At 72.3% G+C, this 13,593-nt stretch carries 12 protein-coding genes; 10 read left to right on the top strand and 2 right to left on the bottom strand.

Annotated elements, in window-relative coordinates; genetic code table 11:
• Positions 1 to 56: 56 nt before the first annotated feature.
• On the bottom strand, positions 57 to 788 hold the full coding sequence (locus tag ACQUQD_RS30130) for a VIT1/CCC1 transporter family protein (protein WP_428955297.1): 732 nt from the start codon (positions 786 to 788) through the stop codon (positions 57 to 59).
• A gap of 279 nt (positions 789 to 1,067) precedes the next feature.
• Here ACQUQD_RS30130 and ACQUQD_RS30125 point away from each other — a divergent pair, with 279 nt between their 5' ends.
• The 10 genes from ACQUQD_RS30125 (at position 1,068) to ACQUQD_RS30080 (ending at position 12,457) form a co-directional block, all read left to right on the top strand.
• Positions 1,068 to 2,105, top strand: a complete 1,038-nt coding sequence (locus tag ACQUQD_RS30125; protein ID WP_428955296.1) for a LacI family DNA-binding transcriptional regulator — start codon at positions 1,068 to 1,070, stop codon at positions 2,103 to 2,105.
• A gap of 19 nt (positions 2,106 to 2,124) precedes the next feature.
• Entirely contained in the window at positions 2,125 to 3,084 is a 960-nt protein-coding gene (locus tag ACQUQD_RS30120) for a carbohydrate ABC transporter permease (protein ID WP_428955295.1), read from the top strand.
• Positions 3,081 to 3,929, top strand: a complete 849-nt coding sequence (locus tag ACQUQD_RS30115; RefSeq protein WP_428955294.1) for a carbohydrate ABC transporter permease — start codon at positions 3,081 to 3,083, stop codon at positions 3,927 to 3,929. The genes ACQUQD_RS30120 and ACQUQD_RS30115 overlap by 4 nt, the downstream gene beginning before the upstream one ends.
• Positions 3,929 to 5,242, top strand: coding sequence for an ABC transporter substrate-binding protein (locus tag ACQUQD_RS30110; protein ID WP_428955293.1), 1,314 nt, complete (start codon positions 3,929 to 3,931; stop codon positions 5,240 to 5,242). The genes ACQUQD_RS30115 and ACQUQD_RS30110 overlap by 1 nt, the downstream gene beginning before the upstream one ends.
• Positions 5,243 to 5,278: 36 nt before the next feature.
• On the top strand, positions 5,279 to 6,379 hold the full coding sequence (locus ACQUQD_RS30105) for an ADP-ribosylglycohydrolase family protein (RefSeq protein WP_428955292.1): 1,101 nt from the start codon (positions 5,279 to 5,281) through the stop codon (positions 6,377 to 6,379).
• Positions 6,380 to 6,665: 286 nt separating this feature from the next.
• The gene (locus tag ACQUQD_RS30100; RefSeq protein WP_428955291.1) at positions 6,666 to 7,865 is read left to right on the top strand and encodes an ADP-ribosylglycohydrolase family protein; all 1,200 of its coding nucleotides are present in this window, start codon (positions 6,666 to 6,668) and stop codon (positions 7,863 to 7,865) included.
• Positions 7,862 to 9,022, top strand: coding sequence for an ADP-ribosylglycohydrolase family protein (locus tag ACQUQD_RS30095; RefSeq protein WP_428955290.1), 1,161 nt, complete (start codon positions 7,862 to 7,864; stop codon positions 9,020 to 9,022). The genes ACQUQD_RS30100 and ACQUQD_RS30095 overlap by 4 nt, the downstream gene beginning before the upstream one ends.
• Positions 9,022 to 10,377: an ADP-ribosylglycohydrolase family protein gene (locus ACQUQD_RS30090; RefSeq protein WP_428955289.1), complete on the top strand. Its 1,356-nt coding sequence runs from the start codon at positions 9,022 to 9,024 to the stop codon at positions 10,375 to 10,377. The genes ACQUQD_RS30095 and ACQUQD_RS30090 overlap by 1 nt, the downstream gene beginning before the upstream one ends.
• Complete coding sequence (locus ACQUQD_RS30085) at positions 10,374 to 11,585, top strand: CaiB/BaiF CoA transferase family protein (RefSeq protein ID WP_428955288.1); 1,212 nt, start codon at positions 10,374 to 10,376, stop codon at positions 11,583 to 11,585. The genes ACQUQD_RS30090 and ACQUQD_RS30085 overlap by 4 nt, the downstream gene beginning before the upstream one ends.
• On the top strand, positions 11,582 to 12,457 hold the full coding sequence (locus ACQUQD_RS30080) for an HpcH/HpaI aldolase/citrate lyase family protein (protein WP_428955287.1): 876 nt from the start codon (positions 11,582 to 11,584) through the stop codon (positions 12,455 to 12,457). Before ACQUQD_RS30085 ends, ACQUQD_RS30080 begins: the two co-directional genes overlap by 4 nt.
• Positions 12,458 to 12,547: 90 nt before the next feature.
• On the opposite strand, the gene lgt is transcribed toward ACQUQD_RS30080, so the two are convergent.
• Positions 12,548 to 13,540, bottom strand: coding sequence for a prolipoprotein diacylglyceryl transferase (gene lgt / locus ACQUQD_RS30075; RefSeq protein ID WP_428955286.1), 993 nt, complete (start codon positions 13,538 to 13,540; stop codon positions 12,548 to 12,550).
• Positions 13,541 to 13,593: the final 53 nt, after the last annotated feature.

Raw genomic sequence — 13,593 nt, 5'->3', positions numbered from 1 at the left:
ACGACTACTTATGCAAGGCCCTGTATAGCCATCTTCCGGCCGTGACCGGCGAACCGTCAACCTATTGCCGTTCCGAAGAGACTGCCCAGGAGATACGTCACACCCGCCGCGGCGCCGCCCAGGGCCAACTGCCGCAATCCGCTGAACCACCAGGAGCGCGCCGTCACCTTCGCCACGACGGCGCCGCACGCGAAGAGTCCGATCAGCGCGAGCACCACGGCGGGCCACAGCGCGCTCGCCCCCAGCAGGTAGGGCAGTACGGGGATGAGGGCGCCCAGCGCGAACGAGCCGAAGGAGGAGACCGCGGCGACCGTCGGCGAGGGCAGATCACTCGGATCGATGCCGAGTTCCTCGCGCGCGTGGATCTCCAGGGCCTGCTCGGGGTCGCGCGACAACTGCCGGGCGACCTCCGCGGCCAGCTCGGGCTCGACACCGCGGGACACGTACAGCTCGGCGAGCTCCCGCTCCTCGTCGACCGGGTGCTTGCGCAACTCCCTTCGTTCGACGTCGAGTTCGGCCTCGACCAGCTCGCGCTGGGAGGCGACGGAGGTGTACTCGCCGGCCGCCATGGAGAAGGCGCCGGCGGCCAGGCCCGACAGACCGGTGATGATCACCGTCTGCTGCGAGACGGCGCCGCCCGCGACACCGGCCATCAGCGCGAAGTTGGAGACGAGGCCGTCCATCGCTCCGAACACCGCCGGACGCAGCCAGCCGCCGTTGACGTCGCGGTGGGTGTGATTGTCCCGGTGCGCGTCGTGCAGCGTCGCCTCGGTCTCGATGATGGCCATGCTCGTGATCCCCGCTCCCCTAGGTCGTTTACGGACCCGAAAGTACGCGCGAAAAAACGCCTCCGCTAGCAAGGAAGGCCGTACTTACCTGCGGTTTTGCACCCTGCGCAACAGGCCGGGCACGCGCTGACCTCGACCTTCCCCGACTCACCCGTGAGATGGATCACGTGATCGCTCCGTTGACGGGCCGGGAAACATGACCGCAACATCTGTAAACGTTTCCAGCAGCCGGAAACGTTTACAGCAACCAGACGTTCGCTGACACAAGGGGGCAAAGAGGTGCCGAGGACAGCGACCGCACCGCAGGGCGGTCAGCCGACGATCGTCTCCATCGCCGAGCGCGCGGGAGTCTCGATCGCCTCCGTCTCGCGCGTCCTCAACGGCGTCGGCGCCCGCCGCGACACCGTCGAGCGGGTCGAGCGCGCCGCCGCCGAGCTCGGCTACGTGCCGAACGCGGTGGCCCGCTCCCTCAAGGACGGCCGCACCCGGCAGCTCACCTTCGCGATGCCCGACATCGGCAACCCGGTGTACGTGGCGATGGTCCGCGCCATCCAGTCGGTGGCGAAGGCGGCCGGGTACCGCCTGCTCCTGCACTCCACGGACGCCGTCGTCGACGACGAGCTGGCCGTGCTGCGCAGCCTCGGCGACCGGACCAGCGACGGGCTCATCATCTGCCCCATCCGCATCACCGACGAGCACATCGAGGCGCTGCGCACCGCGGCCGGTCCCGTCGTGGTCATAGGGTCCCTGCCGGACGACGTGCCCGTGGACAGCGTGCGCGCCGACTCCGTCGCGGGCGCCTCGCTCGCCGTACGCCACCTGTACGAGACCGGGCGCCGCCGGATCGCCTTCGTCAACGGCCCCTGCGACACGGTCCCCGGCCGCAACCGCGCCGCGGGCTACCGCGCGGCGCTCGACGACTGCGGCCTCGTATACGACCCGGCGCTCGTCGTGCACACCGACTTCGGCATCGAATCCGGCGCCGAGGCCGCCGCGGCCCTCCTGGACCGGTCCCCCGACGCCGTCTTCTGCGCCAACGACCAGCTGGCGCTCGGCGCCGCCCGCGCCCTGCACTCCCGCGCGCTGCGCATACCCGAGGACGTCGCCGTCGCGGGCATGGACGACAGCGTGCTCGCGCAGGCCGGCTGGCCCCCGCTGACCAGCGTCGACCTCGGCTCCACCGAGCGCGGCCGGCGCGCCGCCGAACTGCTTCTGGAGCGCCTCGGCGCCTCCGGGACCGCCACCCCCCGCAGCACCACCGCCCCGCCCCGCCTCGTCGTCCGCGCCTCCACGGGCCGGGCGGCGCCCGACAGTTGAGAGCCACGAGGTTCGATCCATGAGTCTCACCGCCGACCGGGACAGTGCCGTCCCGGGCAGCCGCGGCACACCGCCGCCCCGCACTCCGGACCAGCGCAAGCGCGCGCTCGGCCTGGACCGGGGCGCCTGGTTCCTGCTGCTTCCCGCGCTGGTCCCGATCCTGATACTCAGCGTGGGCCCGCTCCTGTACGGCCTGTCGCTCGCGTTCACCGACGCGCAGGCGGGCCGCACGTCCCCCACGCAGTTCGTCGGCCTGGACAACCTGCTCGACCTGCGCCACGACAGCCTCTTCTGGGAGTCGTTCCGCATCGGCCTGATCTGGGCGGTGTGCGTCACGGCGCTGCAGTTCGTCCTGGCGCTCGGCCTCGCCCTCCTCCTCAACCAGAACCTGCGTTTCCGCTGGCTGGCCCGCACCCTCGCGCTGGTGCCCTGGGCGATGCCCGAGGTCGTGGTCGGCATCATGTGGCGCCTCGTCTACCACTCCGACGCGGGCATCCTGAACAAGACGCTGACCCAGCTGGGCCTGATCCACGAGAACATCGACTGGCTCTCCGACCTCTCCTACGCGCTGCCCGCGGTCATCGTCGTCGGCGTCTGGGCCGGCATGCCGCAGACCACGGTCGTGCTCCTCGCCGGTCTGCAGAACGTGCCGCACGAGCTGCGCGAGGCCGCCCAGCTGGACGGCGCCGGACTGTGGCGCCGCTTCACCACGGTCACCTGGCCCGCGCTCAAGCCGGTGGTCCTCGCCGTCACGGCCCTGAACTTCATCTGGAACTTCAATTCCTTCGGCCTGGTGTACGTCCTCACGCAGGGCGGCCCGGGCGGACAGACCCGGCTGCCGATGCTGTTCGCGTACGAAGAGGCCTTCAAGTACGGCCAGTTCGGCTACGCGGCCGCGATGGGCCTCGTCATGATCGCGGTGATCGCGGTCCTCCTGACGCTGTTCCTGCGCAAGAAGCTCAAGGAGGACGCAGCATGAGCGTGAGCCCCGCACTCCCCCGGGCCGCCGGCCGGGCGGGCCAGTACCTGGCCCTGCTCTGCTACCTGGTCTTCCTGGCCTTCCCCCTGCTCTGGCTGCTGTCGACCTCGTTCAAGTCGCCGCAGGAGCTGGGCTCGATCGACCCGTCCTGGCTCCCGCGGCACCCGAGCCTGGACAACTACCGGGCGGCCTTCGACGCGCAGCCGCTGCTCCACTCGGCACTGAACAGCCTGGTCGTCGCGGTCAGCGCCTCGCTGATCTCGGTGGCGATCGCGGTCCCGGCGGCGTACGTGATGGTCCGCTACAAGAGCCGGGTCGGCCAGGCCGGCACGGTCTGGATCCTGGTCAGCCAGATGTTCCCGTTCGTCCTGGTGATCATTCCGCTGTTCCTGGTGCTGAAGAACCTGCACATGATCGACAGCATCCCCGGCCTGATCATCGTCTACGTCGTCTGGAACCTGCCCTTCTCGCTCTGGATGCTCCAGGGCTACGTGAAGTCGGTTCCGCGCTCCCTGGAGGAGGCGGCGGCGATGGACGGAGCGGGCCGTCTGCGCACGCTGACGAGCGTGGTCCTCCCGCTGCTGGCCCCCGGCCTGGTGGCGACGCTGATGTTCAGCTTCGTGACGGCCTGGAACGAATTCTTCTTCGCGCTCGTGCTGCTCAAGTCCCCGGAGAACCAGACGATGTCGGTCATCCTCACCCGTTTCCTCGGCGCCGAGGGCGTCGCGGACCTGGGCCCCCTCGCCGCGGCCTCGGTCCTCGCCACGATCCCCAGCCTGGTCTTCTTCGCGCTGCTCCAGCGCCGGCTCGTGGGCGGCATGCTCAGCGGGGCGGTGAAGGGCTGATGCGCACCCGACGGATCACGGCGGCGGCCGCGGCCGCCCTCTGCCTGACCCTCGTCGCCGGATGCGGCGGCGACGGCTCGGACCCGTCCGACGGCACGGTCACCCTCGAATTCCTCAGCCTGGCCTGGCAGAAGGAGTCGGTCGACGCCAACAAGGCGCTCGTCAAGCGGTGGAACGACACCCATGACAAGGTCAAGGTCAAGTATGTGCAGGGGAGTTGGGACAACATTCACGACCAGCTCCTCACCTCCTTCGAGGGCGGCGAGGCGCCGGACATCTTCCACGACGACGCCTCCGACCTCACCGACTTCGCGAACGGCGGCTACCTCGCGGATCTCGGCCCGTATCTGCCGAAGTCGCTGAAGGAGGACATCCCGCAGGCCTCCTGGGACACGACGACGTTCGACCACAGGACGTACGGCATCCCGTTCCTCCAGGAGCCGCGCGTCCTGATCGCGAACACGAAGCTGCTGAAGCAGTCCGGCGTCCGCATCCCGACCGCTCAACACCCTTGGACCTGGGACGAGTTCGAGAAAGTCAGCAAGAAGCTCACCCACGACAAGAACAAGGACGGCCGGCCGGACACCTACGGCGTCGCCTGGTCGATGAAGGAACCCGTCAGCCAGTCCGTCAACCTCTCCCTGTCCACCGACGGCAAGATCTTCTACAAGGGCGAGGACGGCAAGAACGAGATCCGTTACGACGCGGCCGACTCCGCGGTCGCGCAGCTGATCAACCGGCAGGTCAACGAGGACCGCACCGCGCCCAAGTCCGGCCTGGGCATGTCGGGTTCGGACACGCTGCCCGGCTTCTTCGCGGGCCGCTACGCGATGCTCCCGCTCAACTTCTCGTACCGCCAGCAGGTCCGGCAGCAGGCACCCGAGGGCTTCGACTGGACGGTGCTGCCCATGCCGTCCGGCGCCGGCGGCCTGGCACAGGGCACGGCCCCGCAGACCCTCTCGGTCTCCCAGGACAGCAGGCACAAGCAGGCGGCGACCGACTTCATCGCGTACCTGACGCAGGCCGAGCACCAGGTCCAACTGGCGCGCGGCGACTGGCTGTTGCCCACGAGCACCGAAGCGCTGAAGGCCCCCTCGCTCACCACGGACAAGAACGGCTGGAGGACGGGGGCCGACATAGCGAAGGGCCTGCGCCCCTCGCCGGTGCTCGGGGTGCGCGGCTACGCGGAGTGGAAGGACAAGATCGCCACTCCGGCCTACCAGGAGTACTACAACGGCGCGTTCGGCATCGATGAACTGCGCAAGCGCCTGGCGGGCGACGGCAACCGCATCCTCGACCGCTACCAACGCTGAACCGAGCACGACCCCAGAAAAGAGCACGAACACACCATGAGCGTCAGCGTCGACCCGGATCCCCCCGCGGACGGCACCGCGGCCCCCCGCAGGCTGCGCACGGTCCCGCATCCCCCGCCGCCCGGCACGATCTCCCTGCGGGACCGGGCCAGGGGCGCGCTCCTCGGCCTCGCCGTCGGCGACGCGCTCGGCGCGCCCGCCGAGAACATGAAGCCGTCCCAGATCCGCGAACGCTGGGGCCGCATCGAGGGCTTCGTCTCCGCCGATCCGGCCGGGACGGACGACACCGAGTACGCGATCTTCTCCGGCCTGCTGCTCGCCGAGCACGGCGCGGCCCTCACCATCGCCGATGTCGAGGCGGCCTGGCACACGTGGATCGCGGACCGGGACGAGGGCCCGTTCAAGGGCGCGGGCTTCAGCGAGCGCGGCACGCTGGAGAATCTGCGCCGCGGTCTCGCGGCGCCCATCTCGGCGCAGCACCGGCACGCGTGGAGCGACGGCCTCGCCATGCGGGCGGCCCCCTTCGGTGTCCACGCGGCCGGCCGCCCCGCCGAAGCGGCGCGCCTGGTGTCCATCGACGGCACGGTGTCGCACGACGGGGAGGGCATCCACGGCGGACGGGCGGTGGCGGCCGGAGTGGCGGCGGCGATGGTCAGCCACAACCCGGACGCGGTCGTCCAGGCGGCGCTCTCCGTGGTGCCGGAGGACTCCTGGACGGCGCGCTCCCTGCACCGGGCGGTGTCGGCGGCGCGCCGGGCCCGCCGGGACCCGGACGGCACCCAGCTGTCCATGGAACGAGCGGTGCGCAAGGCGGTCGTCATCGGCGGCTACCCCTGGACGGACCTGGCGCCGGAAGCGGTCGGGCTCGCCTTCGGGGCGTTCGCGGTGGCCCGCGGCGACTTCCGTGAGTCCGTCCTCACGGCGGTGAACATGGGCCGCGACGCGGACACGACGGCGGCGGTCGCCGGGGCGCTCGCCGGGGCACTGTGCGGCGAGGCGTCGATCCCGGAGGCGTGGTCCGCGGCGATCGGCCCGGTTCGCGGCAGCTGCCTCCCGTCCATGGCGGGCAAGCACATCCTCGACGTGGCGGACCGCCTGACCCCGCCCCCGCCGGACCGCGAGGGAGCGGTGGCGTGACCCGGCACGGCAGATCGCCCAAGGCGGGGCCGCGGCCGATGGCGCCGCACTCGGACGAGAAGCCCCACCGGGCTGAGGCCGCACGTCGACGGGAGGGGACGTGTCGGGGTGCCCCCGCCGGACACCACAGGCATTCAGCGCCGGACGGCGCGCCTACGGCGTACGGAGGCGACGAGACCCATCCGGCCGGGGAAGTACCCCGGCGCGGCCCCGCCCCACGAACCGACCGCCGGCGCACCACCCCGGCAACGCACACCCCCGCCCCACCGAAAGGCCAGGCCTCCCCATGACGACCGCCCCGGCGGAGACGACGTCCCGCATCGAGGGTCTTCTGCTCGGCATCGCCGCAGGGGACGCGGCCGGCTGGCCGTCCGGGCGGCACCGCGCCGCCCGGCTCCCCGACTGGACCCGCCGTCTCACCCGCGAACTGGACACGTTCGCCGAGCAGAACGCGACCACCACCCTCCCCGTCCCGATCGCCCTGAACCAGCCCCCCGAGCCGCTCCGCCTCGGCCCGTCCGACGACGCCGAATGGGCCGCGTTCACCGCGCACGCCGTCCTCGACGCGTACGCCGAGGGCCTCGGCGACCTGCCCCCGGACCACCGTGTCCGCTCGGCGCTCGCCCTGGCCTGGAACACGCTCGCCGACGAGATCGCCGCGGCGGCCGCCCGGGCCGACGAGATCGAGTCGGCGAAGATCCCGCTGCGCGCCCGGATCTCCGTCCGCGCGGGCCTGGGCAATCTGGCCGCAGGTCTGCGGCCCCCGGCCACCGGCCACGACAACCCGCACTACTTCGACGACGCGGCCTGCGTACGGGCGGCCGTCCTCGCGGTCGTCCACCCGGGACAGCCCGAACGCGCGGCGGATCTGGCCGAGTTCGACGCCCGGTACACCCAGGACGGCGACGGCGTGCACGGTGCCCGCGCGATGGCGGCGGCCGTGGCGGCGGCGCTCGGCGGGGCACCGGTCGACGCCTGTGTGGACGCGGCGCTGGCCCAGCTCCCCGACGGCACCGAGATCCACCGCAACGCGCACCGCGCGGTGGAACTGGGCCGCACCACGGCGGCCGCCCGCCCGGGCCTGCCCGGCAACGCGTTCGCGCTCGTGCCCGTCCTGGAGCACGAGATCGTCGACCACGTCTACAGCTACGGCATCGCGGCCGCGGAGACGGTCCCCGTCGCCCTGGCCGTCGCCACGGCCGCCGCGGGCGCGGTCACCGAAGCGGTCCCGACCACCGCGTGCCTGTCCCGCGTCGCGGACTCGGCGCCCGCCCTGGCCGGTGCCCTCACCGGCGCGATCGGCGGCGCGGAGGCGCTCCCGCAGACCTGGCGCGACGCCTGTCGCACGCTGGCCGGCTGCGCGCTGCCCCGCCTGGCGGGCACGGACCTCACCGACCTGGCGGCACGCCTCGCGGCCACGCACGCACCACCACGGTCACATGCACACCTGATCAACTCGGCCTCCTCGGAAGGAACTTCGGCATGAGCAGCGTCCCCACTCACCCGTCACTGGAGGACCGCACCACCGGCGCCCTCGTCGGCGCCGCCGTGGGCGACGCGCTCGGCGGCCCGGTCGAGGGCTGGACCCCGGAGGCGATCGCGGAACGGCACGGCGGCCGGGTGCGCGGCATCGTCGAGCCGTTCTACAAGGACGACTGGAAGACGGCCCGCCCGATCGCGCCGTACCACAAGGGCGACGGCCACGTCACCGACGACACCCTGATGACGCACGCGCTGATCCGCGTCTACGAGAAGGTCCGCGACCACCTCGACGCGTACGCCGTCGCCGACCACCTGGTCCCGGACCTGATCACCACGCCCCGCTGGATCCCGGAGCTGGAGGCGGAGGCGCTCCCGCTCCAGCGCATCTTCCTCGCGGAGAAGTGGATCGTGGCCCGCATCCACTACGGCCACATCGACCCGCGCGAGGCGGGCGTCGGGAACATCGTCAACTGCGGTGCGGCGATGTACATGGCGCCGGTCGGCGCGGTCAACGCGGGCAACCCCCTCAAGGCGTACGAGGAGGCGCTGGACGTCGCGGGCGCGCACCAGAGCTCGTACGGCCGCGAGGCGGCGGGCGTCTTCGCGGCGGCCGTGGCGGCGGCGTACAAGCCGGACGCGACGCCCACCACGGTGATCGACGACGTCCTCTCCCTCGCCAAGGACGGCACGAAGGCGGCGATCGAGGCGGTCTGCGAAGTGGCGTCCCGCTTCGACGACTTCGAGGACGCGCTCCAGCCCCTGCGCGAGGCGGTCACCCCCTTCGACACGGTCGGCCCGGACTACCGCAAGCCGTCGCTGGGCGCCCGCCGCCCGTCGCGCCTGCACTCCATCGAGGAGCTCCCGGTCGCGCTCGGCATGCTGCTGGTGGGCCGCGGCGACTTCCGGCACACGGTGCTCGGCTCGGTGAACTACGGCCGCGACTGCGACTCGATCGCCACGATGAGCGGCGCGATCGTCGGCGCGCTGTACGGGGAGGGCGCGGTGCCCAAGGAGTGGAGTGCGGAGGTGGCGCGGGCCAGCAGGCTGGATCTGCACGCCCCGGCCGCCGCCCTCACGCGCGTCACGCGTGAGGTGCACGCGCGCGATCTGGAGCGCCGCCGCGCCCACGAGGCGGCGTTCGCGTCGGTCGCGGGGCTGTGATGCTGCGTCTGACCTGGGTCCAGCCCGAGGACCTGCTCGGTCACGAGCTGCGCCAGGCCGCGCAGGACGGCCGCGACGCGTCCGCGGTCGAGCGGCGCTGGACGGCGGTGGGCGGCCACCTGGCACCGGATCGGGCGGGCGCGTCCGCGGGGCCGACTCCGCCCGAACTTCGGTCTCTCGCCGGGCAGTTGCTGGACGAGCTGGCGGTCCTGCCGTCGCCCCTGGCGGCGGACGAGCCCACCGGTCTCACCGCGATCCGGGACGCCTGCCCGGCCTGGCCGCACTCCCCCACCGCCGCGCACCAGGCGTCGTACGACGCGGTCCACGCGGCCTGGCTGGGCCGGGCCGCCGGATGTCTGCTCGGCAAGCCGGTGGAGAAGCTGCCCCTCGCCGGGATCCGTGCCGTCGCGCGGTCCACCGGCAACTGGCCGCTGAGCGGCTGGTTCACGGAGGTCGGCCTCGACCCGGAGCTGGCCGCCGCGTATCCGTGGAACCGGCGCAGCGCGCCGACCTCGCTCGCCGAGAACATCGACGGCATGCCCGAGGACGACGACCTCAACTACCCGCTTCTCGCCCTGCTGTTGCTCCAGCGACACGGCACCGGCTTCACCACCGAGGACGTGGCGAAGCTGTGGCTCGACGAGCTGCCCGCCGGGCGCACCTTCACCGCCGAGCGCGTCGCGTACCGCAATCTTCTCGACGGCCTCGAACCTCCCGCCACCGCCGCTCACCGCAACCCGTTCCGGGAGTGGATCGGCGCGCAGATCCGCGCCGACGTCTTCGGCTGGATCAATCCCGGGGACCCGGCGCGCGCCGCCGAGCTGGCGCACCGGGACGCCGTGCTCACGCACACCGCCAACGGCGTGTACGGGGAGATGTTCACGGCCGCCGTCATCGCGGCCGCGGGCTCGGGCACGGTGGACGTGCACGCGGCGCTGCGGGCCGGCCTGACGGTCGTACCGCCGCGCTCGCGGTACGCGAGGGCGGTGCGCCTCGGCATCGAACTGGCCGAGAGCCAAGAGGACTTCGACACCGTGGTGGACGAGCTGCACGGCGTCTACGCCGACCACCACTGGGTGCACGTCCTGCCCAACGCGGCCCTGCTGGCCGCCGCGCTCACCCACGCCGACGGTGACTTCTCCGGCTCCATCTGCCGGGCGGTGTCGGGCGGCTGGGACACGGACTCCAACGGCGCGACGGCCGGTTCGATCGCGGGCCTGCTCGCGGGCGGCCCGGACGCGCTCGGCGCGCGGTGGACGGCTCCGCTGAAGAACCGCCTCGCCACCACGGTCGCGGGCTTCGACGGCATCGGCTTCGACGAACTGGCCAGGATCACTCTGGAGGCCCGCGCATGACGACCACTCAACAGACGACTCAGAACGGCCCGTTGACCGGACTGCGGGTCCTCGACCTGGCCACCCTCTTCGCGGGCCCGCTCTGCGCCACGATGCTCGGCGACTTCGGCGCCGAGGTGGTGAAGGTGGAGCATCCGCGCAAGCCGGACCCGTCCCGGGGCCACGGTCCGGCCAAGGACGGCATCGGCCTGTGGTGGAAGCTGCTCGGCCGCAACAAGAAGAACCTCACGCTGGACCTCTCCTCCCCCGGCGGCCGCGAGGTGCTGCTCAAGCTGGTCGCCGAGTCGGACGTCGTCATCGAGAACTTCCGCCCCGGCACCCTGGAGAAGTGGCACCTCGGCTGGGAGGAGCTGAGCGCCGCCAACCCGCGCCTCGTGCTGGCCCGCGTCACCGGCTTCGGTCAGTTCGGCCCGTACGCGCGCCGCCCCGGGTTCGGCACGCTCGCGGAGGCGATGAGCGGCTTCGCGGCGATCACCGGCCAGCCGGACGGCCCGCCGACCCTGCCCCCGTTCGGCCTCGCCGACTCCATCGCCGCGCTCGCCACCTCGTACGCGGTGATGGCGGCGCTGCGCGGCCGGGACGTGACGGGCCGCGGTCAGGTCGTCGACATGGCGATCATCGAGCCGATGCTGACCATCCTCGGCCCGCAGCCCACCTGGTACGACCAGCTCGGTTACGTCCAGCCCCGCACCGGCAACCGCTCCACGAACAACGCGCCCCGCAACACGTACCGCACGAGCGACGACAAGTGGGTCGCGGTCTCCACGTCCGCCCAGTCGATCGCGGAACGGGTGATGCACCTGGTCGGCAGGCCGGAGTTCATCGACGAGGAGTGGTTCGCGACGGGTGCGGGCCGCGCGGGTCACGCGGACGAGCTGGACGCGGCGGTCGGCGGCTGGATCGCGGTCCACACCCGCGACGAGGTGGTGGCGGCCTTCGAGAAGGCGGAGGCGGCCATCGCCCCGATCTACGACATCCGTGACGTGATGCGGGACGAGCAGTACCGGGCCCTGGACTCCATCACCGAACTCCCCGACCCGGACCTCGGCACGGTCAAGATGCAGAACGTCCTGTTCCGCCTCTCCGAGACGCCGGGCGCGATCAAGTGGACGGGCCGCCCGCACGGCGCGGACACGGACGAGATCCTCGACGGCCTCGGCCTGTCGCAGGCGGACATCGCCACCTTGCGGAAGGCTGGTGCGGTATGAGCACAGTGTTCCTGACCTGGCTGTACGTCCCCGGGGACCGCCCCGACGTCGTGGCGAAGGCGCTCGGCTCGGGCGCCGACGTGGTCCTCGTCGATCTGGAGGACGCGGTCGCCCCCGAGCGCAAGGCGTACGCGCTCGACGCGACGGCGGAGCTGCTCGCCGACAAGCACGAGGTGCCGGTGCACGTGCGGGTGAACGCGCTGGACGGGCCGCTCGCCGAGCGGGAGGTGCGGCGCCTCACCCCGCTGCCCGGTCTGGACGCGCTGCGGCTGCCGAAGGTGCACGACACCGCGGACGTGGCCCGGGTCGCCGACTGGGCGGTCGACGTGCCGCCGCTGTACGCCCTGCTGGAGTCGGCGCTGGGCGTCGAGCACGCCTACGACATCGCCTCCCACCCCTGTGTGCACGGCGTCGCGCTCGGCGAGGCGGATCTGCGGGCCGACCTCGGCGTCGCGGACGCGGCGGGCCTCGCGTGGGTGCGCGGCCGTGCGGTGGTCGCGGCCCGCGCCGCGCACCTGCCGCCCCCGCCCCAGTCCGTCTACCCGGACATCCGCGACACGGCGGGCCTGGCCCGGTCCTGCGCCGAGGGCCGCGCGCTCGGCTTCTTCGGCCGGACGGCGATCCACCCGCGTCAGCTCCCGGTGATCGAGGAGGCGTTCCGTCCGACGGAGGCGGAGCTGGCGGCGGCCGAGGAGATCGTGGGCGCGGCGGCCACCGACGCGGGGGCGCTCGCGCTCCCGGACGGCCGTTTCGTGGACGCGGCGGTGGTGGCCTCCGCCCGCAGAACCCTGGCCCTGGCAGGCCGGCCCACCACCGCTGACCGGCCCACCACCCCTGACCGGTCCGGCACCCCCAGCCCGTCCGGCGTTTGAGGACGAGCCCTCAGGGCGATACACCCGCACCAAGAAGGGCGCCGAACCAGAGACGGTTCGGCGCCCTTACGAGCGTACGGCGAAAACCAATCAGGCCTTCTTGGCCCCGGCCTCGTCCTTGGCCCCGGCGTCAGCACTCTTCACAGCGCCATCGCCATCGGCAACCCCATCCGCACCGCCATCAGCGTCGGCCTCGGCCTTGGCATCGGCATCCGCCGTGGCCGGCTCCTCGGCTGCGCCGGAAGCGCCGTCCCCGTCCTCGTCGGAGGCACCCGGCTCCACGATCTCCTCGCGTCCCGGTCGCGTCTTCGCCGACACCACCAGGTAGACCACGGCGAGCACGAAGACGATCAGCGCGGTCCAGTTGTTGAGGCGCAGACCGAAGATGTGGTGCGCGTCGTCGACCCGCATGTACTCGATCCAGAACCGGCCCACGCAGTACGACGCCACGTACAGGGCGAACGCCCGCCCGTGTCCCAGCTTGAACCTGCGGTCGGCCCAGATGACCAGCAGCGCGACGCCGATGCACCACAGGGACTCGTAGAGGAACGTCGGGTGGTACGTGCCGGGCACCCGCCCGTCCGTGTCCGAGGTGATCTTCAGGGCCCACGGCAGATGCGTCTCCCGGCCGTACAGCTCCTGGTTGAACCAGTTGCCCCAGCGGCCGGCGGCCTGCGCGAGGGCGATGCCCGGCGCGAGGGCGTCGGCCCAGGCGGGCAGCGGGATGCCACGGCGGCGGCAGCCGATCCAGGCACCCACCGCGCCGAGCGCGATGGCGCCCCAGATACCGAGGCCGCCCTCCCAGATCTTGAAGGCGTCCACCCAGTCACGGCCCTCGCTGAAATACAGCTCGTAGTCCGTGATCACGTGGTAGAGACGCCCGCCGACCAGGCCGAACGGCACCGCCCAGACAGCGATGTCGGCGACCGTGCCGGCCCGCCCGCCGCGGGCGATCCAGCGCCTGTTGCCCAGCCAGACGGCCAGGAAGACGCCGATGATGATGCAGAACGCGTAGCCGCGCAGCGGGATGGGTCCGAGATGGATGACCCCGCGCGACGGGCTGGGAATGTAGGCAAGTTCCATGGCAGGGTCGACGCTACCGTGCCGGGCCGCGGACACGTCCAGCAGCCCGGCTA

Source organism: Streptomyces sp. cg35, assembly GCF_050410835.1.
Taxonomy (GTDB): Bacteria; Actinomycetota; Actinomycetes; order Streptomycetales; family Streptomycetaceae; genus Streptomyces.
Note: the sequence above shows the minus strand (reverse complement) of the source record. Positions and strands in the feature narration are given on the sequence as shown.

Bases quoted from the DNA above. Each gene is read 5' to 3' on its own strand.
- ACQUQD_RS30130 (WP_428955297.1), bottom strand. From the start codon at position 788: ATGGCCATCATCGAGACCGAGGCGACGCTGCACGACGCGCACCGGGAC.
- ACQUQD_RS30100 (WP_428955291.1), top strand. From the start codon at position 6,666: ATGACGACCGCCCCGGCGGAGACGACGTCCCGCATCGAGGGTCTTCTG.
- ACQUQD_RS30085 (WP_428955288.1), top strand. From the start codon at position 10,374: ATGACGACCACTCAACAGACGACTCAGAACGGCCCGTTGACCGGACTG.
- ACQUQD_RS30110 (WP_428955293.1), top strand. From the start codon at position 3,929: ATGCGCACCCGACGGATCACGGCGGCGGCCGCGGCCGCCCTCTGCCTG.
- ACQUQD_RS30120 (WP_428955295.1), top strand. From the start codon at position 2,125: ATGAGTCTCACCGCCGACCGGGACAGTGCCGTCCCGGGCAGCCGCGGC.
- ACQUQD_RS30095 (WP_428955290.1), top strand. From the start codon at position 7,862: ATGAGCAGCGTCCCCACTCACCCGTCACTGGAGGACCGCACCACCGGC.
- ACQUQD_RS30105 (WP_428955292.1), top strand. From the start codon at position 5,279: ATGAGCGTCAGCGTCGACCCGGATCCCCCCGCGGACGGCACCGCGGCC.
- ACQUQD_RS30080 (WP_428955287.1), top strand. From the start codon at position 11,582: ATGAGCACAGTGTTCCTGACCTGGCTGTACGTCCCCGGGGACCGCCCC.
- ACQUQD_RS30090 (WP_428955289.1), top strand. From the start codon at position 9,022: ATGCTGCGTCTGACCTGGGTCCAGCCCGAGGACCTGCTCGGTCACGAG.
- ACQUQD_RS30115 (WP_428955294.1), top strand. From the start codon at position 3,081: ATGAGCGTGAGCCCCGCACTCCCCCGGGCCGCCGGCCGGGCGGGCCAG.
- lgt (WP_428955286.1), bottom strand. From the start codon at position 13,540: ATGGAACTTGCCTACATTCCCAGCCCGTCGCGCGGGGTCATCCATCTC.